Annotated in this window: 17 protein-coding genes; 8 read left to right on the forward strand and 9 right to left on the reverse strand. The window is 70.0% G+C overall.

Going from position 1 to position 19,786, the window contains the following annotated elements; genetic code table 11:
* Nucleotides 1-85: 85 nt before the first annotated feature.
* Nucleotides 86-802, reverse strand: a complete 717-nt coding sequence (locus NKG96_RS14670) for a polysaccharide deacetylase family protein (protein ID WP_254535847.1) — start codon at nt 800-802, stop codon at nt 86-88.
* Between the two features lie 102 nt (nt 803-904).
* Between NKG96_RS14670 and NKG96_RS14675 the strand changes: the two genes are divergently transcribed.
* Nucleotides 905-1,720 carry a DapH/DapD/GlmU-related protein gene (locus NKG96_RS14675; protein ID WP_254535849.1) on the forward strand — a complete coding sequence of 272 codons (816 nt, stop codon included), beginning with the start codon at nt 905-907 and terminating at the stop codon, nt 1,718-1,720.
* Nucleotides 1,721-1,869: 149 nt separating this feature from the next.
* On the opposite strand, the gene NKG96_RS14680 is transcribed toward NKG96_RS14675, so the two are convergent.
* Genes NKG96_RS14680 through NKG96_RS14695 form a run of 4 tightly spaced genes read right to left on the reverse strand, consistent with a single transcriptional unit; the run spans nt 1,870 to nt 5,826 of the window.
* On the reverse strand, nt 1,870-3,210 hold the full coding sequence (locus tag NKG96_RS14680) for a nucleotide sugar dehydrogenase (RefSeq protein ID WP_254535852.1): 1,341 nt from the start codon (nt 3,208-3,210) through the stop codon (nt 1,870-1,872).
* Complete coding sequence (locus tag NKG96_RS14685) at nt 3,207-4,181, reverse strand: Gfo/Idh/MocA family protein (protein ID WP_254535854.1); 975 nt, start codon at nt 4,179-4,181, stop codon at nt 3,207-3,209. Before NKG96_RS14685 ends, NKG96_RS14680 begins: the two co-directional genes overlap by 4 nt.
* On the reverse strand, nt 4,178-5,233 hold the full coding sequence (locus tag NKG96_RS14690) for a DegT/DnrJ/EryC1/StrS family aminotransferase (protein WP_368409313.1): 1,056 nt from the start codon (nt 5,231-5,233) through the stop codon (nt 4,178-4,180). The genes NKG96_RS14685 and NKG96_RS14690 overlap by 4 nt, the downstream gene beginning before the upstream one ends.
* A 20-nt stretch (nt 5,234-5,253) precedes the next feature.
* The gene (locus tag NKG96_RS14695; protein WP_254535858.1) at nt 5,254-5,826 is read right to left on the reverse strand and encodes an acyltransferase; all 573 of its coding nucleotides are present in this window, start codon (nt 5,824-5,826) and stop codon (nt 5,254-5,256) included.
* 505 nt (nt 5,827-6,331) lie between these two features.
* Here NKG96_RS14695 and NKG96_RS14700 point away from each other — a divergent pair.
* The 4 genes from NKG96_RS14700 (at nt 6,332) to NKG96_RS14715 (ending at nt 13,526) form a co-directional block, all read left to right on the forward strand.
* Nucleotides 6,332-8,137 (forward strand): hypothetical protein, encoded by a 1,806-nt coding sequence (locus NKG96_RS14700; protein ID WP_254535860.1) that lies wholly within the window; start codon nt 6,332-6,334, stop codon nt 8,135-8,137.
* Nucleotides 8,138-8,296: 159 nt separating this feature from the next.
* Nucleotides 8,297-11,185, forward strand: a complete 2,889-nt coding sequence (locus NKG96_RS14705) for an FtsX-like permease family protein (protein WP_254535862.1) — start codon at nt 8,297-8,299, stop codon at nt 11,183-11,185.
* A complete protein-coding gene (locus tag NKG96_RS14710; RefSeq protein WP_254535865.1) occupies nt 11,182-12,831 on the forward strand; it encodes a hypothetical protein in 1,650 nt (549 codons plus the stop codon). The genes NKG96_RS14705 and NKG96_RS14710 overlap by 4 nt, the downstream gene beginning before the upstream one ends.
* Nucleotides 12,832-12,836: 5 nt before the next feature.
* Nucleotides 12,837-13,526 (forward strand): ABC transporter ATP-binding protein, encoded by a 690-nt coding sequence (locus NKG96_RS14715; protein ID WP_368409314.1) that lies wholly within the window; start codon nt 12,837-12,839, stop codon nt 13,524-13,526.
* Here NKG96_RS14715 and NKG96_RS14720 read toward each other — a convergent pair.
* Nucleotides 13,523-14,065 (reverse strand): metal-dependent hydrolase, encoded by a 543-nt coding sequence (locus NKG96_RS14720; protein ID WP_254535867.1) that lies wholly within the window; start codon nt 14,063-14,065, stop codon nt 13,523-13,525. The genes NKG96_RS14715 and NKG96_RS14720 overlap by 4 nt on opposite strands.
* 89 nt (nt 14,066-14,154) lie before the next feature.
* On the opposite strand from NKG96_RS14720, the gene NKG96_RS14725 reads away from it, so the two are divergent.
* The 3 genes from NKG96_RS14725 to NKG96_RS14735 all read left to right on the forward strand — a co-directional run bounded on the left by NKG96_RS14725 (nt 14,155) and on the right by NKG96_RS14735 (nt 16,914).
* The gene (locus NKG96_RS14725; protein WP_254535870.1) at nt 14,155-14,430 is read left to right on the forward strand and encodes a DUF8044 family membrane protein; all 276 of its coding nucleotides are present in this window, start codon (nt 14,155-14,157) and stop codon (nt 14,428-14,430) included.
* On the forward strand, nt 14,430-15,512 hold the full coding sequence (locus NKG96_RS14730; protein WP_254535872.1) for a DUF4350 domain-containing protein: 1,083 nt from the start codon (nt 14,430-14,432) through the stop codon (nt 15,510-15,512). The genes NKG96_RS14725 and NKG96_RS14730 overlap by 1 nt, the downstream gene beginning before the upstream one ends.
* Before the next feature lie 328 nt (nt 15,513-15,840).
* Nucleotides 15,841-16,914 carry an AAA family ATPase gene (locus tag NKG96_RS14735; protein WP_254535875.1) on the forward strand — a complete coding sequence of 358 codons (1,074 nt, stop codon included), beginning with the start codon at nt 15,841-15,843 and terminating at the stop codon, nt 16,912-16,914.
* Between the two features lie 11 nt (nt 16,915-16,925).
* Here NKG96_RS14735 and NKG96_RS14740 read toward each other — a convergent pair whose 3' ends face one another.
* The 3 genes from NKG96_RS14740 to NKG96_RS14750 are packed head-to-tail and all read right to left on the reverse strand — an operon-like array spanning nt 16,926 to nt 19,775.
* The gene (locus NKG96_RS14740; protein ID WP_254535877.1) at nt 16,926-17,843 is read right to left on the reverse strand and encodes a DUF7982 domain-containing protein; all 918 of its coding nucleotides are present in this window, start codon (nt 17,841-17,843) and stop codon (nt 16,926-16,928) included.
* A complete protein-coding gene (locus NKG96_RS14745) occupies nt 17,840-18,334 on the reverse strand; it encodes a DUF8163 family membrane protein (RefSeq protein WP_254535879.1) in 495 nt (164 codons plus the stop codon). Before NKG96_RS14745 ends, NKG96_RS14740 begins: the two co-directional genes overlap by 4 nt.
* Complete coding sequence (locus NKG96_RS14750) at nt 18,327-19,775, reverse strand: DUF58 domain-containing protein (RefSeq protein ID WP_254535882.1); 1,449 nt, start codon at nt 19,773-19,775, stop codon at nt 18,327-18,329. The genes NKG96_RS14745 and NKG96_RS14750 overlap by 8 nt, the downstream gene beginning before the upstream one ends.
* Between the last annotated feature and the right edge of the window lie 11 nt (nt 19,776-19,786).

Genomic DNA, 19,786 nt, shown 5'->3' on the forward strand with positions numbered 1-19,786 from the left:
CGGGAGCGCGACGGGGTCGGGCGGTGCCCGGAGCGACGAGTAGGCTGTGGATACCGGGTCGTGTCCCGCGCGAGTGCGGGCCGACTCAGCTGAGGTACTGCTCTTCGAGTGCGGTGTCGATTCGGGCCTTCGCGTGGGCGCCCGCGTCCCGCACGCAGCGCTCGAACGACCGGTGGGTCTCCCCCCAGATGCCCGGGTGGGTCAGCACCTGCATCCGGTCGTCGAACCCGTCGGGGAAGGGGGCCTCGTCGAGCCAGCGGTGGCTCGAGTCCGCCCGGTAGAGGATGTCGGTCATGAACCGCGGCTCGTAGGTGTGGGTGAACCCGTCGAACGTGCGGTCGAGGACCCACTCCGGCGGGATGTGAAAGGAGATGACGGGGTGGTCGTTGCCGGTGACGCCCGAGAGCGCCGACAGTTCGCGGTCGACGAACGACTCGAGGGTCGCGTCCTCGGGTTGCTCCGACCAGTACTGGTGGGTGCTGAAGTGGACGCCGACCTCGTGGCCGAGCGACTCGATACGGGCGACGACGTCGCGGTACTCGCGTTCGAGGAGGTTGTACAGCGGGTTCGTCAGCAGGAAGAAATACGTCGACGTGACGTCCATCTCCGCCTCCAGTTCGGCCATCCGGAGCGCGTCCCCCGGCGAGAGGTCGACGTCGTGACGCAGGAACACGGACCGCTCGGTGGGAGCGTCGGAGAAGGCGTGGAACTCGAAGCCGGCCGACTGCAGGTCCGCGAGCAACGCCCGGTACGTCGAGAGCGTGTACCCCTCCAGCGGCTCGGTGTAGTCGGAATCTACCATAGTCCGTACTCCCGACGGATATCAATAAGGCTACTGGCACTCCCGCACCCGGAATTCGAGCGACGACAACGCTTATCGGGGTGAGTCGGGTCGCTACACACCATGAGCGTGGACTCCACCACCGTCGCGTCCTTCCTCGGCACCGACCACGGGGGCGCAAGCGTCGAGCTCGCGGACTACAACGGCCTCGACCAGGCCACCCCGGCCGACCTCTCGTTCTACGTCGGCGACGACCCCGACGCGCTGGCGGCGACGGACGCGGGCGCGGTCGTCTGCAGACCTGCGGTCGCCGCACAGGTCGACCGCGCCACCGTCCACTCGTCGACGCCGAAACCGGACTTCTGCCGGGCGGTGGGTCGGTTCTTCGCGGCGAGCGAGGACCCACAGGTTTCGCCCGCCGCGACGATCCGCGAGGGCGCAGCACTCGGCGAGGCGTGTCACGTCGCCCCCGGCGCGTACGTCGACGACTGCGTCGTCCTCGGGGACCGGTGCGTCGTCCAGCCGGGGGTCGTCCTCGGGGCACAGGGGTACAACTACACGCCGGACGCGTCCGGCGAACTCCACCACCTCCCGCACAAGGGGAGCGTCGAAATCGGCGACGACGTCACCATCGGGGCGAACAGCGTGGTCGACCGGGGGGTCTTCGAGGCGACCGAGATTCGCTCGGGGACGAAGCTCAGCAGCAACGTGAAGGTCGCCCACAACGTCACCGTCGGCGAGGACGTCCGCATCGCGATGGCCGCGACCATCGCCGGGAGCACGACCATCGGCGACGGGGCGTACATCCACCCGCAGGTCTCGGTCGCCTCCCACTGCCACGTCGGCGAGGGGGCGGAGGTCGGGATGGCCACCAAGGTCCTCGACGACGTCGCCCCCGGGACCACGGTCGTGAACCCGACCGAGATACGGGAGCTCTGAACGGGCCGAGCGACGGACGACACGCCGCGTACTCGCGCGGGACGACGGAGCGAGAAACGCGGCGAACGGCTCGGGCGACGCTCGACGGGCGGGTGTGCGGGACGCGACGGACCGTCGAGGAGTCGAGGAGTTAGTCGCCGCTCAGTCGCTCAGTCGGTCCGACCCCGGCCGATGGTGTACCGGGGGCGGTTCAGGTGGCCGAGGGTGTCCCGACCGTCGACGAGGACGCTGTCGTCGAACGCCGTCCAGTCGACCTCGAGAAACTCCTCGTGAGGCGTGACCATCACGACCGCGTCGACGTCACACGACTGCAGGTCGTCGACCGAGACGGGTTCCGCGCCGAAGTCGGCGGGGTCGACCATCGGGTCACAGCCGTAGACGGTCGCGCCGCGCTGGGACAGGCCCTCGATGATGGGCTTGGCCGGCGTCGCCCGCGTCTCCTTGACGCCGGGGCGGTAGGTGACCCCCAGGACGAGGACGGACGACCCGTCGATGTCCACGCCGTTCGCGGCGAGTTCCTGTGCCGTCTTCTCGACGGTGAACGCCGGCATCGACTCGTTGACGTCGCGCGCCGTCTGCATGAGCGGGGCCGGCTCGTCGGTCTGGCTCATCAGGAAGTGCGGGTACCAGGGGATGCAGTGCCCGCCGACGCCGGGGCCGGGGGAGTGGATGTGACAGTACGGCGTCGCGCTCGCCGCCTCGATGGCGTCGAGGGCGTCGATGTCGAGAGACTCGGCGAGGCGCGCCAGTTCGTTCGCGAGGGCGATGTTGACGTCGCGGTAGACCCCCTCGAACAGTTTGACCGCTTCCGCCGTGGTCGCGCTCTTCATCGCGTGAATCTCGTTGTCGACGAACTCGCCGTAGACGAGTTCCGCGACCCGGGTGCTCTCCTCGTCGATACCGCCGACGACCTTCGGGTGCTTCCCCCGGATGTCGAACAGCGCGGTCCCGCTGGAGGTGCGCTCCGGGCAGAACGCGACGCCGAACTCCCCGCGTTCGAGGCCGCTCACCGACTCCAGACGCGGCGTGATGATCTCCCGGCACGTCCCCGGCGGGACGGTACACTCGACGAACACCGTATCGCCCGGCGAGAGCCCGGCGCCGATGGAGTCGACCGCGGCTTCGAGCGCCGAGAGGTCCGGCGTGTTGTCGTCGGTCAACTGCGTCGGGACGATGACGATGTGAATCGAGGCCGCCTCGGCGGCCGTGTGGGCGTCGGTCGTCGCCGAGAGTTCGCCGTGTTCGACCAGGTCCGCGACCAGGTCGTCGAGCCCGGGTTCGCGCTCGATGTGCGATTCGCCCCGGTTGAGGCGCTCGACGACGTCCGGGTCGATGTCGACGCCGGTCACGTTGCCGGACCGTTCGGCGTAGACGGCCGCCATCGGCAGGCCCATCTTGCCGAGGCCGTAGACCGCGATCGGGACCTCGCCCGACGTGAGTGCCGATTGCTGTTCCTCTCGAGTCCGCTCGGAGTTGTAGAGTCCGTTCATGTCGTGTTCGTCGTCGTCTGGTTCCGGGTCCGCGCGAGTTCGTCGATGCGGTTCGTCACTTCGAGCGCCTCGATGGCGTCGAGTGCGCTCACCTTGGGCGGGAGGTCGTTCTGCGAGGCGTCGACGAACGCCTCCAGTTCCTCCCGGAGCGGTTCGGCGGAGTTGATCATCGGCTGCTCGATGACGTTCTGGTGGCGGTAGTACACGTCGCCGGTTCCGCCCGTGAACTCCGGTTTCGACTGGCGGTAGATGTGGATGGTCTGGTTCAGGTAGTCCAGTTCGATGAGCCTGTCGGAGGCCGTCACGGTGAGCTTCCGGACCTTCCGCTGCGTGACACGGCTCGCGGTCAGCGACCCGAGCGTGTCGTTCTCGAACCTGATCTGCGCCGTCGCGTACTGCCCGTCGGCCGCGCCCTGCGCACTCAGCGACTCGATCTCCGAGTCGACGAGGTTGAGCAGGATGTCGATGTCGTGGATCATCAGGTCCTTGACGACCCCGTCCTGGATGTCCCGCTCGATGGGGGGACCGAGGCGCTCGGCCTCGATGGAGATGGGGTCGACGGTGTCGATGATGTCGAACAGCGCGGTGACCGCGGGGTTGAACCGCTCGATGTGGCCGACCTGCAGGAGGACGTCCCGCTCGTCTGCGAGCGCCGCCAGTTCGCGGCCCTCGTCGAGGTCGTCGACGAACGGCTTCTCGACGAGGAGGTCGATACCGGCGTCGATGCCCTGTCTCGCGATCTGGCTGTGGAACTGCGTCGGGACGGCGACGGAGGCGCAGTCGACGCGGTCGAACAGGTCGTCGAGGTCGAGCGACTCGATCTGGTACTGGTCGGCGACCTCCGCCGCCGCCTCGGTGTCGGCGTCCGAGACCCCGACGAGGTCGACGCCGGGGAGTTCGCTGTACACCCGGACGTGGTTGCGACCCATCGACCCGACGCCGACGACACCGACGCGGACGTCGTCGGTCATCGGGACACCGCCTCCCTGACGGCGTCGGCGACCGCACGGACGTCGGCCTCGGAGAGCTGGGGGTGGACGGGCACGGAGAGCACCTCGTTCACGGCCCGCTCGGTGACGGGCGCGCTGACGTCGAGGTGGTCGTACGCCCCCTGCATGTGGACGGGTTTGGGGTAGTAGACCTTCGACCCGACGCCGGCGTCCTCGAGCGCCGCCATCAGGTCGTCGCGCGCCTCGTAGCGCAGCGTGTACTGGTTGTACGTGTGGCGGAAGCCGTCGGGTTCGACGGGCGTCGTGACCGCGGTGTCGGTCAGTCGCTCGGTGAGCACGCGGGCGTTCTCCCGGCGCGAGTCGATGTAGCCGGGGAGGCGGTCGAGCTGGACGCGACCGATGGCCGCGGCGATGCTCGTCATCCGGAAGTTGTGGCCGACCTCGGGGTGGTCGTACCCCTCGGTCCGGCCGTGGTCGACGAACCGGCGGGCGCGCACGGCGAGGTCCTCGTCGTTCGTGGTGATCATGCCGCCCTCGCCGGTCGTCATGTTCTTCGTCGGGTAGAACGAGAAGCAGGCGACGTCGCCGAGCGACCCGACGGGGGTGCCGTCGACGGCCGCCCCGTGGGCCTGCGCCGCGTCCTCGACCAGCGCGAAGTCGTACTCGTCGGCCAGTTCGCGCAGGCGACCCATCGCCGCCGGCAGGCCGTAGAGGTGGACGGCGATGACCGCGTCCACGTCCAGTCCGTCCGCGAGGCGGGCTTCGAGGGCGTCCGGGTCGATGTTGTACGTCTCCGGATCGATGTCGACCAGTTCGATGTCGGCGTTGCAGAAACTGACCGCGTTCGCGGTGGCGATGTAGGTGAACGGCGTCGTCACCACGGTGTCGCCGGGACCGACGTCGATGGCCTTCATGGCCGCGTGGAGCGCCGTCGTCCCGTTCGAGGTGGCGACGCCGTGGTCGGCCTCGACGTAGTCTGCGAACTCCCGCTCGAACGAGCGGACCTCGGGGCCGTCCGCGAGCATCCCCTCGTCCATGACCTCCATCACGCGGGCTTTCTCCTCCTCGCCCATCACGGGGTTGGCGATGGGTATCACAGGTTGTTCCCCCCTTCGAGTTTCTCCGGGAGCGGGCGGATCTTCGCCGGGGACCCGACGGCGAGCATCCCCGCCGGGACGTCCTCGGTGACGATGGCGCCCGCGGCGACGAACGCCCCCTCGCCGACGGTGACGCCGGGGAGGACGGTCGCGTTCGCCCCGATAGAGACGTCGTCTTCGAGGGTGGGCCCGACGAGGTCCACGTCCTGCCGGATGGGGTACGGGTCGTTCGTCAGGGTGGCGTGCGGGCCGATGAACACCCGGTCGCCGATGGTCGTCTGGCTCGGGACGTAGACGCCCGTCTGGAGGCTGACGTTCGACCCGATGGTGGTGTGGCCGTCGATGACCGTGTCGGTCCCGACGAGGACGTCGTCGCCGATGGTCGTCTCCTCCCGGATGAGGGCGCGGTGGCCCGTGTTGAGCCCCGCCCCGACCACGACGTCGGAGTAGAGGATTGACCCCGAGCGAATCGTCGCGTCGGGGCCGAGTTGCGTCTGTTCGCCGTCACCGACGTCGAGTTCGACGTCGTCTGCGATGCTTACGGTGCTGTCGAATCGTTGTGTGCTCATGAGGATGTGGTCATGTGTCTCGGTGGACTGACGAGGGACTCGATACAGGCATGGGTACCCGACCGACGGGGTTTGTTATGCACCGCAAACCGCCCCCTGTCGTTTCCCTACTCGGTGTTTGTCCGACCATAATTTCAGACGTCTCGAGGAGAGATAACCCGTTTACGACAGTCTCTCGCGCGATTCGCGCGAAAGCGCGCGAGCCACAGACCGTCCGCCGACCCTCCGAGACTCCTGAAACCAGATATATTGCGAACGAGTAAATACGTGTCGGGCGAAGGTAATTCGCGTCGGGAGACACTCCGGAACGACCGCGCCAGGCCCGTCCGACGGCCTCCAGCGGGGCGGGCCGGTCGTTCGTCAGGTGTCCCCTCTCGCTCGCGCGACCGGGCCGCTCGACCGTCCTATCGGTCGATAGTACCTGCGTAACAAAGCCCCTTCGTCCCCACATGACGCACAGACAGTTGCCTTCCGTCGACCATCCCACCCTCAACGTACCCTCACGATGACACGCCACCGCACGACAAAGTCGTCACTCGTCCTCGGCTACGTAGCGCTCACCGTCGCGATCCTCGCGGCTCACTTCACGCCGATGCGGAGTTACGAGCCGTCCATCTACGCAGCGACCCCGCTGCTCTACTGGTTCGGGTTCGGAATCGCCATCCTCGCGGCGGCGTTCGTCATGGCGTACGACAGAGAGAGCTGGCAGTTCACGGTCGCCCTCCTGCTGTTCGTGATGGCCATCGGGACGTTCATCTTCCTCCCGTTCATCAGGTCGTACTTCGCCTACGGGCAGGGCGACGCGCTGACGCACCTTGGATGGATGCGTCGCATCGTGAGCGGTGAGTGGAGCGGGTTCGAACTGGTCTACCCCGGCACCCACATCATCGCCGTCCTGGTCAACAGCGTCACCGGCATCTCCACCAATCGGTCGATGCTGTTCGTCCTCGAGATATTCGTCTTCTCGTATCTCGTCTTCCTCCCGCTGGCGGTCCGGTCGGTCCTGAACGACCGCTCGGCGGTGGCCATCGCCACCGTCGCCGCCGGGATGCTCCTGCCCATCACGAACCTCTCGACGTTCCTCGACTACCACCCCTTCACGATGACGGTGTTCTACTTCCCGTTCGTTCTCTTCCTCGCGTTTACCTACCTGCGAAGCGGGGAGAAGGGGTCGATCCGGGGCGTCCTCGGTTCGTCGCTGGGACTCCTGTTGGTCCTCTCGCTGTTCGCCATCGTCCTCTTCCACCCGCAGGTGGCCCTCGACGTCCTCATCCTGTTCGGCACCATCGGCGTCGTCCAGTTGCTCATCCACCGCCTCCCGAGCACCGAGGGGATGCAGCGGGGCCAGTCGTTGCTCGCCCCGACGGTGATCAGTTCGGTCCTGTTCGGGCTGTGGGCGCTGCGGTACAACAAGGTCCTCCGGATGTTCGGCTACGTCAGCGAGGCCGTCGGGTCGTTCTGGGCCACCAGCGGCGGGAACACGGGACAGACCGTCCAGAGCCAGGGCAACTCCCTCGCGGACATCGGCGTGACGCTGGTCGAGGTGTTCGCACGGATGCTCGGCGTCCACCTCATCTTCTTCCTGCTGGCGGCGGCCATCGTCGTCTGGGCGGTCGCGGGCCGCCTCAGCGGGGTTCGGACCGACCGGAACGCCGTCGTGGGCTACTTCACGTACGGGAGCCTCGTGCTGACGCCGTTCTTCCTGCTCCACTTCATCGGGAACATCTCGTCGTACTTCTTCCGCCACCTCGGGTTCGCGATGGTGCTCGTCACCATCCTCGCCGCGTTCGCCGTCCACGGTCTCACCGACCGGTTCTCGGGCAGCAACGTGTTCGCCGCGGTGAAGCCCCTCGGCGTCGTGGTCGCCATCGTCGTCCTCGGCGTGTCGCTCTACACGGCCTACCCCTCGCCGTTCATCTTCCTGACGACGCAGGGCGTCACGGAGACCGAGATGGTCGGTCACGACATCGCCTTCGAGACTTCGGCCGAGGACGTCCCCTACTCGGGGATCAGGCAGGGGCCGGGACGGTACGAGGACGCCCTCAACACGAACGTGCCGACCACCGGCGCCGTCAACGGCACGTACATGGAACAACAGCGGTTGACTGAGATACACGACGAGCCGTACTACCTCATCGTGAGTGGCTACGACAGGGCCATCGAGACGAAGGGGTTCCGGGGCATCGACTACAGCCAACAGGCGTTCGATAGCCTCCGCACCGAGGAGGGGGTGAGCCGGGTTCAGGTCGCACAGGACTTCTACCGGTACTACATCGTCCCGACGAACGGCAGCGGCGGGTCGAGTTCCTGACCCGGCGGGCGGACGGACCAGTGGAGTAGCCTGCGAAGAATCGATCCCTCCCGTTGGAGGTAGCTGTTGAGCACCGGCCCGGACCTGCCTTCGACGATGAACCAGCGATAGTTTATATCGGGCAGCAAACAGGCCAACACGTATGCGGGGCACCTGGCGATGAGCTATCGACGCGCCCTCCTCACTCGCTGGTCCCGCCGAGACCGTCTCGCCGTCCTCGTCGTCGGAGTGACCGTCGCCTTTCTCGTCGGGAGTGTCGTCGTCTTGCTCGCCGTCAGCGCCCAGTCCGTGGCGATCGCCGACCAGTTCGAATCTGCCGCGAGCGTCGGTCTCGCGGGCACCGGTGACAGCGAGACGCCAGCGGTGAGACTGCCGGTGGCCGTGGTGACGGACGAAGACGGCCGCGAGCGAACCGTCGTCGGGGTGCCAGCCGAGTCCTCACTCCCCGCCACGTCCACGCGCGGCCTCGCCCGTCCCGGTGCGGAAGCGACGACTCGCACCCTGCGCGGGTCGTCGTCGACCCTTGATGTACCAGTCCGCCTCGCCGACGGGTCGACGCTCGCCCCGGACTCGTGGTACGTCGCGGACGCGGAGGCCGTCGAGCGACTGGGCGTGACGCGGACGCTCGCCGTTCGACCGACGGCCCGGACCGTACCCGATAGCGGGGCACCGTTGACGGGGGCACTCGCGTATTTCGTCGCCGGGACCCGTCAGGTTCTCGCGCTCCTCGGCGTCGTCAGTGCTGCGGCGGCCGTCATCGTCAGCGTCATCGTCCACAGCGTGACGCGGATGAGCGTCCGTGATCGCCGAGGGGCGATTCGCGTCCTCCGGTCGACCGGAGCGACACCGCGACAGGTCATCGTCCTCTTTGCCGTGCGCGCGGGACTCCTGACGGCGACGGGTATCGCCCTCGGGTACGCCGTCGGCGTCATCGTTCCGAACGCGGCCGTCGGCGTGGCCATCAGCGCCGGACTCCCCGTCGGCCTCGACCTCGCGATGACGGGTCGGACCGCCCGAATCGTGGCGGGCTTGATGGGGGCGACACTCGCCGTCGGGGTGCTCGCCGGGGCACTCGCTGCCCGACCCGCGGCGACTGGAGCGCCGACCGCACCCGAGGGCGGCCGTCGACTGTCGGCGGCGCTCCCCGATCGGGTTCTCCCCGAGACGCTCTCGGCCCGGGCGTTCGTCCCGACGACGAGCGCGCTCACGGTGTTCGTCACGTTCGTCCTCGTGTTGGCCTCGTTGAGCGGCCTGCTGGTCGGCATCGGCGGGACGGCCGACGGAACGATAGCGGAACCCGGCGCGGTCCACCCGGTTGCGAGCACAGTCGACGAGGGATACGCGGACGCGCTCCGGGCCGCCGGTCGGAACGCGAGCCCCGAAATTCTCCTCTTTCAGGTGGTCGATGGCCACCCCTTCCCGGCGCGCGGAGTACAGTTCGAAGCCTACCGACAGTTCGAAGGGGCGGAGGTGGTCGCCGGTCGCACGCCGGTGCCCGATGCGACGGGGGAGGCGGTCGTCGGGCGTAGCCTGGCGGATACCCTCGACGTCGGCGTCGGTGACACCGTCGTGCTCGGCGGGAGCACCGAGGCGGCGATCGCGACCGTCGAAGTGGTCGGCGTCTTCCGGGCGTCGGGTATCGCAAACGACCACCTGCTCGTCTCGTTGCCGCTGGCGCGGCACCTCCGGGGGATGGGACCGCAGGCAGTGAACATCGTCCGCGTCGAGGACCGACCGACCGGGGCGGCCGGCGAGTCGCTCGCGGTTCTCGGCGTCGACGCGCCGAGGCGAGTCCCCGCGGGCAAGGAACTCACGGCCGGGATACGGCTCAGGAACATCGGGTCGACACCGTCGTCCCGGACAGTCGTGGCGCGATTCGACGGGCAAGAAGAGTCGCTGGACGTGACGCTCGCACCTGACGGGAGCACAACCCGGACGGTGTCGTTCGCCACCGAGACGCCGGGGAACTACACCCTCACGGTGGACGACCGGACGCGGACGGTCACGGTCGTCCCGCCGGGCGCCCTCCGCGTGTCGAACGTCCCGACGACCGGACCCCCCGGCTCGGCAGTGAACCTCCGGGTTCGGACAGTGGCCGGCGAGCCCGCCGCGAACGCGACGGTTACGCTCGGAAACCGGACCACCCGTACCGACGCCCGAGGGAAGGTAGTGCTTCGACTCCCCGCGGACCCCGACACCTACACGCTGCGAGTTCGCCGCGGTGAGCGGGAGCTGACGCGTCCGATCCGCGTGGCCACTGATGCGACCCGAGCGCCCGTCGCCTCGCTCACCGTCCCGGAGCGAACCACCGTCCTCTCGCCCGCGACCGTCAGGGCTCGACTCGTGAACCCGTGGGACGTGCCGGTAACGCGGCGCGTCCGCGTTCGCGGGCCGGGCACCGACGCTACGCGGGTCCTCACGGTCCCGCCGGGCGGGTCGCGAACGCTCTCGACCGACCTCCAGCGAACGGCGCCGGGAACGTACGACGTGGTGATGTCGCTCAACGGGAGCGTCGCCGCTGAGCGAACGTACACCGTCACCGGTGACGCCCGACTGGGGAGTGCGCTCGCCTCCAGCGGCCGCCTCCAGCGGGGGGGCGGCGTCGACGGGCTGCTGGAGCGCGCGTTCGGGAACGTCGGACTCCTTCTGGGGACGCTCGTCGTCCTCGGCGGGCTGATGACGACCGGGAGCCTGACGGCGGCGTTCGCGAGCGCAGCGCAGGCACGAACCCGCGAGGTCGGCATCAGGCGGGCCACGGGAGACTCGCCTCGCGGTGTGGTCGGCGCGGTCCTCCGTGACGCCGCCCGCATCGCGATTCCGGCGACCGTGCTCGGGACGCTCCTCGCCCTCGTCGTCCGAGCGGCGCTCGCACGGGCGGGGCTGCTGACCGTCTTCGGGGTCCACCTCTCGACGCCCGTCCCGCTCGCGACGCTCGCGGGAATCCTGATCGCTGCTCTCGCGCTCGCGATGGGGAGTGCCGCGCTCGTCGCCGCCGGGTTCGTCCTCCGCGACCCCGCCGCGTTGCTCCGGTCGGGGGGTGACGGATGACCCGACGAAGCGACGTGTTGCTCGCGGTGTCGGTGCTCGCGGTCGCCGTGTCCGTTCGGCTCGCGCCGCTCGCGCTCAGCCCGCTCCCGTACAACACGGACGCGTACGTGTTCGTCCGCAACGCCGAACTCATCCGGGAGGCGAACGGCGTCGCGTTCAGCGGCCCGACGGCACCCTACCCCGACGAGTACCTCTTCGACACCCTGCTCGCCGCTCTGAGCGACGCGACCGGCATCGCACCGCTCGCACTCGTCCAGGGGTTCGTCGCCGTCGTCGGTGCGATTCCCCCGCTCGTCGCTGCGGCACTGGGTCGGACTCTCGCCCTCTCGGCGGGGCTCACGCGCGTCCGCGCCCGACTCGTGGGGCTGCTCGCCGGGCTCGGACTGGCCGTCGAGGGCCTCTACCTCTGGCGAACGCTCACCATCAGCAGCGAGGTGATGGGACTGGCCGTCGTCGCGCTCGTCGTCCTCGCTGCCCACCGGTCGTTCACGACGGCCCGACCGGCGTGGCTCGGCCTCGCCGTGGGGTTCGGCGTCCTCCTGCCCATCGTCCACAACGGGAGTACGTTCGTCGGCGGGCTCGTCGTGTCGGTGCTCGTCGTGCTCCACGTCGCTCGCGACCCCACCCTCCGCCGAATCGTCCTCGGCGGCCTCGCCGTCCTCGGGTTCTGGACCGTCGCGTTCGGCTACTACGCCGTCGTCGACCTGCCGGACGCCTCGGACGTGTCGGCCGCCCCGGGGCTGTTCGTCGCGTGGGGCGTCCTCTTCGCGCTCGTCGGTCGGTGGGCGGACACGACCTCCCGGCTCGGGAAGCGGGCCCTCCCGATAGCGGCCGTCGGCGTCGGGTTCCTCGCGTTCCTCGCGAACGCCCTCGTCCCGGTGTTCCCGGGGTCCGCGACGACCTCGCCGGTCCTGCTCGCGCTGGTCGTGCCGCTGCTCGTGCTGGTGGCGCTCGCCGCGGACGCCTTCCCCGACGCGACGACGCGCCGCGGGCTGGTCGCGCTCGCGCTGTTCCTCGGACCGGTCGCCGCCGTGGGGTTCGCGATGACCGCCGGGCGGACGCTCGACTACCAGGGGCTCGCCACCCGCTCGCAGACGTTCGCCCACCTCGCGGTGCTCGTGCTCGCGGCGCTCGCGACCGTCCGTCTGGCGAGCTCTCGAGGGTCGAGCGTCGCGCGCGTCGGCGTGGTCGCCCTGTTCGTCGGCGCCGTCGTCGCCTCGGCACCGCTCCCGTTCGTGTTGGCGGGAGCGGGCGCGACACCGTTCCAGGCGGTGACGTCCCCCGCCGAGTTCGAGACGGCGATGTTCGCGACCGAGCACGTCCCCGGCCGATGGGCGGCCGACGACCACGTGACGCACGTCGGCGGAAAGTACCGCGGCGCGCCAGTGACCGACCTGCCCGTGTTCACGTGGCTCGGCGGCGCCGACCCGCCGGGGTGTCCCACGGTCGGCCAACGATCGTGGACGACGACAGGGGCCCCGGCGTTCCCCGAGCCGCTGTCCATCTCACGGGGGGCCTACGAACGCTGGTACACCGTCAACGACGCGGTCTACGCGACAACCGGCGGCGACCCGTTGGTGCTCGTTCTCGGCGACGGGGCGGGGACGTGCGAACCGGCACCCACATCACCGCGAGGGGCGAGGTGACCGGCGTGGACGAACACCCCGACGACTCCGACGTCATCCGCGCGCGGGACATCGTCGTCGCCCGAGGGGACCGACGAATCCTCGACGGACTCTCGGTGTGCATTCCGCGAGAGAGCACGACGCTCGTTCAGGGTCGGAGCGGGGCCGGGAAGACGACGCTGTTCGACGTCCTCGGGTTGCTCGCGACGCCGACCGAGGGCGTCCTCGAGGTCGACGGGACCGACGCCGCCTCGCTCCCCGAGCGCAAGCGCGCGCGCCTCCGCCGGGAGACCCTCGGGTTCGTCTTTCAGGACTTCCAGCTCATCGACGACCTCTCGGCCCGCGAGAACGCCCGCCTGCCGCAGGAACACGCGAACGAGGTGGACGAGGCGTGGCTCGACACGCTGTTCGACCGACTCGAGTTGACGGGCGTCTCCGACGCCTCGCCGCGCACGCTCAGCGGGGGCGAGAAACAGCGCGTCGCTATCGCGCGGGCGCTGGCGAACCGGCCCGCGGTGGTGCTCGCGGACGAGCCGACGGGGCAACTCGACCCGGAGACGACGGAGGCGGTCCTCGACCTCCTCTTACGGATGCACCGCGAGGCCGCGACGGCGCTCGTCGTCATCAGCCACGACCCGCGCCTCGCCGGGCGGTTCGACCGCACGCTCGTCCTCGAGGACGGGCGACTATCCGCGTCCGACGACAGAAACCGCTAGTCCCGCCACCCGCGCAGGGGCGCGGCGAGCGTCCCCAGCCCGGGGAGCCCGTCGCGGACCCAGAGCGCCACCGCGAGAGCCGTAAGCGCCAGCCCGAACGCGAAGAAAGGCGTGACCTCCAGTGAGACGAGATGCTCGGCGAAGCTCGAATCGCGCTCGTAGGGCGGGGGCGGGACGAGCGGCCACGCGAGAAAGCGGAGGAACACGACGTCCAGCCGGACGAGCGGGAGGAGCGCGTCGCCGAGGAGGTGGCTCAGGTAGCCGACTCCGAACGCGGCGGCCACGTCGCGACGGTCGTATCGGCGGGCGACGGCGCCCCCGACGCCGATGACGAGCGCCGCCGTCAACAGCGAGTGGGCGAGCGACCGACCGGAGGGGAGGAGCGCGAAGGACCACGCCAGCGGTTTGTCGACGAGGTCCGGGAACTGCGTCCCGACGCCGAGGGCGAGGACCGGCAGCCCGGTCGGCGTCGAGCCACGTGCGGAGAGGAGCGCCCGATAGAGGAGGTAGCCGAACGCCGCGTGTCCCCAGGGCCACATTACCGATCAATCGAGCGCCCGCTCCGATACCTGCTTCGACATCGTTCCGTGCCGACAGACTGGTAAGCATCGCCCCGTCACTCACGGCAATGGCATCGACCCGGCGCGAGCGCTTCGTCTTCGGCCACGTCGCCTGGACGCTCGCGACTATCGTCGCCCTCTCTCTGCTCGGGTCGCTCACGCTCGAACTCGTCTTCGTCGTCTCGCTCATCGGCTTTCTCGTCCTCGTTGAGCTCACCGCCCCGGTTGCGGTCCGACCCGCGTGGCGTCGGCGCCTGAAGTGGGTCATCGGCCTCGGCCTCATCGTCTTCGCGTATCTCGTCGTCAAGCGCATCCTCGCCATCCTTCCGCCGGGGGTGCTCTGATGGTTCCCGACCTCGACGACCTCGGTTACCCCCGGGCGGTCCTCCTCGCGTTGACGTTCGTCGTCGCGCTCGCCGTCGTCGTCGGCGCGAGCACCTCGGGCGCGGCGTTCGGGGCGTTCAACAGCCAGTGGGACGGTGCGAGCGACCTCCGCGCCGAGGCCGGCGCGGTCGACACCGGCTCCGTACTCCTCCGGGACACCGCCCGGTACGAGACGGTAAACGCGAGCGACGCGGTCAGCGTGGTCCTCTCGCCCGACCGGGCCTACAGCGCCGAGGAGTCCGAACACATCAGGCGATTCGTCGAGCGTGGCGGGACGCTCGTGGTCGCCGAGGACGTCGGCCCCGGGGGGAACGAACTGCTGCGTGCGGTGGGGGCGAGCGCACGCCTCGACGGCCGGCCGCTGCGCGACGACCGCTACAACTTCCGGTCGCCCGCACTGCCGGTCGCGAACAACGTCACGAACGCGACCAACGCCACGAACGCGACGTGGTTGAAGACCGAGCGGCTGACGCTCAACTACGGGACCGTCGTCCGGCCGAACGGCAGCGAGGTCCTCCTGCGGAGTTCGGAGTACGGCTACCTCGACGAGAACGGCAACGACGCGCTCGACGACGGCGAGACCATCGGGAGCTACCCGGTGGTGACGGCCGAGTCGGTCGGCGAGGGACGGGTCGTCGTCGTCAGCGACTCGAGTGCGCTCATCAACGCGATGCTCGACCGACCGGGCAATCAGGCGTTCGTCAGGGGCCTGTTCGCCGACTTCGACCGGGTCCTGCTCGATTACTCGCACACCGAAGACCTGCCGCCGCTGGCGCTGGCCGTCCTCGTCGTGCGGGAGTCGGCGTGGCTACAGCTGCTCGTCGTCGGCGCGCTCGCGGGCGGAGTCGACTACTGGGCCCGCCGGGCCGAGACGGGACGCGACGGCGGGCTCGCAGCCGTCCGTCGTCGCGTCGGCGTCGGGGAGACCACCACTCCTGCGTTCGATGACGACGCCGCACGTGCCTACCTCCGACGCATGCACCCCGAGTGGGACGAGGAGCGGATCTCTCGCGTCGTCCACGCCCGCCGGAGGCGTGACTGACCGGCCGGTAGCGGGCGAGTCGGACGGGACAGAGTCCGAGAGGGCGCGTCCCCTTGGTCGGTCGCGCGTTTCGTCTACCGTGTGAAAAGCCCCCGCGAAAAGGAACGCGGTGGGGCGTTGCCTGCAGGCGAAGGGGGGCTTCCCGATCGAATGCGATACGCAGTGTCGAACAACCGGCGCTGGTTCACGCCGGGACCTCACGTCACGAGATCCGATTGTATGTTAGCACTCCACACTATATCACTCTGTTCCCCGTCCCCCCGGGAGCCGAGTTCCTCGCACACCCATGTAATAGCTCTTATACGTCCCCGCTGGAAAAGAGTCACAGATGACCGCCCGCGACCCAGCAGCAGTGTACGAGGCCCTCCGCGAGGAGATCGGGACCGTCCTCATCGGCAAGACGGACATCGTCGAGGGGCTCACCGTCGCACTGTTCACTCGCGGGCACGTCCTTCTGGAGGGCGTCCCCGGCGTCGCCAAGACGACCATCGCGAACCTCTTCGCCCGCGCGACCGGCCTCCAGTACACCCGCATCCAGATGACGCCGGACGTGCTCCCGGCGGACATCACGGGGACGACCGTCTATCGGGAGTCCGCCGGCGAGTTCGAGCTGCAGAAGGGACCGATATTCGCGAACGTGGTGGTCGCAGACGAGATCAACCGGGCGACGCCGAAGACCCAATCGGCGCTCCTCGAGGCGATGCAGGAGCGACACGTCACCATCGAGGGCCAGACGCTCGCGCTCCCGGACCCGTTCATCGTCGTGGCGACGCAGAACCCCATCGAGATGGAGGGGACCTTTCCGCTCCCCGAGGCACAGCGCGACCGCTTCGAGCTCAAGCTCACGGTCGACCTGCCCGACCACGACGAGGAGCGGGCGCTGCTCGATTCCTTCGACGCCGAACCGGAGCTCGGCCCGGACTCGGTCGACCGGGTGGTCTCCGTCGACGAGCTCCTCGACGCCCGGGAGACCGTCGCCGAGGTCTACGTCTCGGACCTCCTGAAGCGGTACATCCTCGACCTCGTCGCGGCGACCCGAGAGAGCCCCGACGTGAGACACGGCGGGTCCCCGCGCGCCTCGCTGGCCTTCCTCAACGCGGGGAAAGCGCGGGCGGCAATCCACGGGCGCGAGTACGTCATCCCCGACGACGTGAAGGCGCTCGCTCACAGCGTCCTCGCCCACCGACTCGTCTTGAGTACGGACGCCGAGTTGAGCGACGTCACCGCCCGCGACGTCGTCGACGACGTGCTCGAGGCGGTCGAGCCCCCCGGAACGGACCCCGACGAGCAGGTCGCCACCGTCGACGGGGGGACGGTGACCGAGACGGACGAAGCGGCCGACAGCGACGTGCCGAACACGGACCGGTCGGAGGACGGCGGACCGACGGACACCCACGAGTAACGCGCGAGCGGTCAGTTCGCGTCCGATTCGGCGTTCCCGGCGCTGTCTCCGGCCGCGCCCTCCCCCTCATCGCTTTCCTCGGGCGTCCACGAGCAGGTGACGAGCGCGTCGTAGCGGTCGTCGCCCGCGGTGCTGACCTCGACTTCGACGGGCGCCGCCAGCCCCGTGGCGAGGCCGACGCCGAGCAGGGAGGCGACCGGGTGGTCGAACCGGTCCGCGGGACGGTACACCGGGTCGTCGAGGCCGACCGTGAGGCGACCCTCCCCCGCACGCTCGGTATCGGCGCGCGCCACGAGTTCGAACTGCTCGACGGCGGCGTCGGCGAGCTGTCGAGCCAGCGCGGCGGGCCGGTCGGCCGGCGGGCCCGCGCGGGCGCGCTCGAACTCCTCGTAGAGCCTGCCCCCGGTGGGCGCGAGCGCGAGTCCCCGAGTGACGTCGTCGCCGGTGACGAACGTCGCGCGGAGCGCGTCGTCGGTCGGGACCTCGTCGGTCTCGTACTGCGGGATGAACAGGCGCGGACCGCCCGCCGTCGGGACGTACACGCGCGTTCCCGCGAGGCCGAGCTCGTCCGCGATGGCGGCCTCGTTGTCCGCGTACGCGCCGACGACGTGGTCGCCGACGCTCGCCGAGACGAACCGCTCGGGCGTCAGGAAGTAGGTGAGGACGGCGGCGAAGACGCCGGTCCCCCCGAGCGCGAGGAGGACGGTCCGGACGCCGGGGAACAGCACAGCGCCCGCGAGCGCAAGCCCGCCGACGAGCAGGAGCCCGAGCGCGGTCCGTCGGTACCGGGAGCGTCTAGCCGACTGGTAGGCCGCCCGGAGTCGACGGTTCTCCTCGGCGAGGAGGTCCACCCTGGCCAGCAGGTCCTCGTCGTCCGGCGGGGTGTCGTCAGACGGACGCTCGCGCTCGGCGGTCGCGTCGGCGCTCACGTGTCGCTCACCAGACCCATACGTACGCGTTCGTAGCGATGCACCCCGTAAACCAGCGTCGCTCCGGCGGCGACCAGCGCGAGCGCGGCCTGCCAGAGCGCGGCGAACGCGAACGATGCCAGCGCAGCAGTCGTGAGCATCACGGCGCCCGCGCTGAGCAAAGCGAGAGCGGCGACCGCCGGTCGGGGAGTGCTCGTCGCGTCCCGGGCGAGGACCAGCGTGGCCCCGAGAACGGCGAGGCCGACCTCGGTGAGTGTCGCCGGCGCGACGAGGACGGCCGCGACGGCGAGGCCGACCCCCGCCGCGTAGACCGGCGGTGCGAGTGCGTACAGGCCGACGACGGCCAGCGCACCAGTGACCCGAGCGAGAAGGGCGGTCGAAAACCGCGGGTCCACGAGGAGGTGCCGGGGGACGAGAACGGCGACGAGCAGCGCCATCCCGAGCACGCTGGCGAGAGTGAGCACGAGGGCGCTCGGCCGTCGGTCAGCCACGCGTGGTCACCCCCTCGCGCGTCCGTCGCGTCCGGCGGTCGGAGAGGACAGCGTCGATGCGGTCGCCGGGGACGACTTCGAGGGCGGTCACGCCGTCGAGGCGGGCGAGTTCGCGCCGGAAGTCCTCGAACGCCAGGTAGCGCTCGTAGGCGGTCTCGAGGTCGGCGAGGCCGTCGGGCTGGTAGAGCGCGCGCGGCGCGAGGGCGACGACGACGCGGTCGTCCCCGCGGCTGGCGAACTTCACGGTCTCTCGAACGCCGACCCTGTCGGTGTCGTCGGTGAACAGGAACGTCCGAATCGACCCGTGGTGGCCCTCCAACGCCTCGCGGGTGGCGGCGAACAGCGGGTTGGCCTCGACGCGGCGGACGTAGCGGTCGTTCGCGGCGAAGTACGGCCGGAGGACCTCCCCGAATCGGTCTTCCGGGAGGCGAGCGGTCGCTCGTCGCGCGGCCGCCGGACCGAACGAACTCGAGGGTGCGTCACGCTCGCCCGGCGTGGGTTCGAGCAGCCGGAGCTCCCGCCGGATGCGTTCTGCGGTTCCCTGGGCCGCGCTCACGTCGATTCGGGAGGTGATTCCCTCGTCGCCGACCGTGTAGCAGCCGACCGGGTCGTTCAACCGGTGGGCCGCGGCGGTGATGGCGAGCGCCACCTCCCGGAGGAAATCCAGCGGGCGTTCACCCTCGAGGCCGAGGCCGGTCGTCGCGCGGTGGTCGACGAGCAGCATGGTCACGAGGTCGGTCTCGGCCCGGAACTCGCGGACCTGCGGGCGGCCGAGACGGGCGGTCGCCTTCCAGTCGATCCGGCGGGCGGCGTCGCCGATCGTGTACTCGCGGAGCCCCTCCGGGTCGAGGCCGGCCGTGCCGAACTTGCCTACCTCGTGGTCGCCGTACCCGATGGCGACTCCCTCGCCGCGCTCGCCCACGCGGACGTTTCGTGGGACGCGCGGGTCGACAGTCACCGATACGGACTCCCCGCGACCGAGTGACTCCGTGTAGAGGCCGGCGGGGTCGCGCGTCTCGACGGTGGGCTGCTCGAGGGTGAACGAACCGGCGACGGGAAACGTGACCTCGAACGACCCCGTTACCCGCCGGTCCTCGGGCGCGAGCGTGACGGTCCGGTCGGCCGCGGTCGACCCGCGTGCGCTGACCGGCGGGGCCGCGCGAGCGGTGACGGAGAGCCCCGTCGTCGCGGGGAGGGCGAGCGAGAGTGTCACCCCTATCGAGTCGTCGGTCGCCACGCGCGCGGGTGTCGCCGTCTGGTCGACGACCAGCGTGTCGTCGAGCCGGGCGATATCGCGCGTGAAGAGGAGCTGACGGGCGAGGAGCCACGCGCCGACGAGCGCCGCGGCCGCGAGCAACAGCGGGCGCTGGAGGAGGACCGCGAGTGACGCGAAGCCGACGCCGAGTGCGACCGCCGCCCAGAACCGGCGCGTGACCTGCACACGGCGAGTGA

The organism is Halomarina litorea (assembly GCF_024227715.1).
GTDB lineage: Archaea > Halobacteriota > Halobacteria > Halobacteriales > Haloarculaceae > Halomarina > Halomarina litorea.

Coding starts and splice junctions, on each gene's coding strand:
- NKG96_RS14670 (WP_254535847.1), bottom strand. CDS start 802: ATGGTAGATTCCGACTACACCGAGCCGCTGGAGGGGTACACGCTCTCG.
- NKG96_RS14675 (WP_254535849.1), top strand. CDS start 905: ATGAGCGTGGACTCCACCACCGTCGCGTCCTTCCTCGGCACCGACCAC.
- NKG96_RS14680 (WP_254535852.1), bottom strand. CDS start 3,210: ATGAACGGACTCTACAACTCCGAGCGGACTCGAGAGGAACAGCAATCG.
- NKG96_RS14685 (WP_254535854.1), bottom strand. CDS start 4,181: ATGACCGACGACGTCCGCGTCGGTGTCGTCGGCGTCGGGTCGATGGGT.
- NKG96_RS14690 (WP_368409313.1), bottom strand. CDS start 5,233: ATGGGCGAGGAGGAGAAAGCCCGCGTGATGGAGGTCATGGACGAGGGG.
- NKG96_RS14695 (WP_254535858.1), bottom strand. CDS start 5,826: ATGAGCACACAACGATTCGACAGCACCGTAAGCATCGCAGACGACGTC.
- NKG96_RS14700 (WP_254535860.1), top strand. CDS start 6,332: ATGACACGCCACCGCACGACAAAGTCGTCACTCGTCCTCGGCTACGTA.
- NKG96_RS14705 (WP_254535862.1), top strand. CDS start 8,297: ATGAGCTATCGACGCGCCCTCCTCACTCGCTGGTCCCGCCGAGACCGT.
- NKG96_RS14710 (WP_254535865.1), top strand. CDS start 11,182: ATGACCCGACGAAGCGACGTGTTGCTCGCGGTGTCGGTGCTCGCGGTC.
- NKG96_RS14720 (WP_254535867.1), bottom strand. CDS start 14,065: ATGTGGCCCTGGGGACACGCGGCGTTCGGCTACCTCCTCTATCGGGCG.
- NKG96_RS14725 (WP_254535870.1), top strand. CDS start 14,155: ATGGCATCGACCCGGCGCGAGCGCTTCGTCTTCGGCCACGTCGCCTGG.
- NKG96_RS14730 (WP_254535872.1), top strand. CDS start 14,430: ATGGTTCCCGACCTCGACGACCTCGGTTACCCCCGGGCGGTCCTCCTC.
- NKG96_RS14735 (WP_254535875.1), top strand. CDS start 15,841: ATGACCGCCCGCGACCCAGCAGCAGTGTACGAGGCCCTCCGCGAGGAG.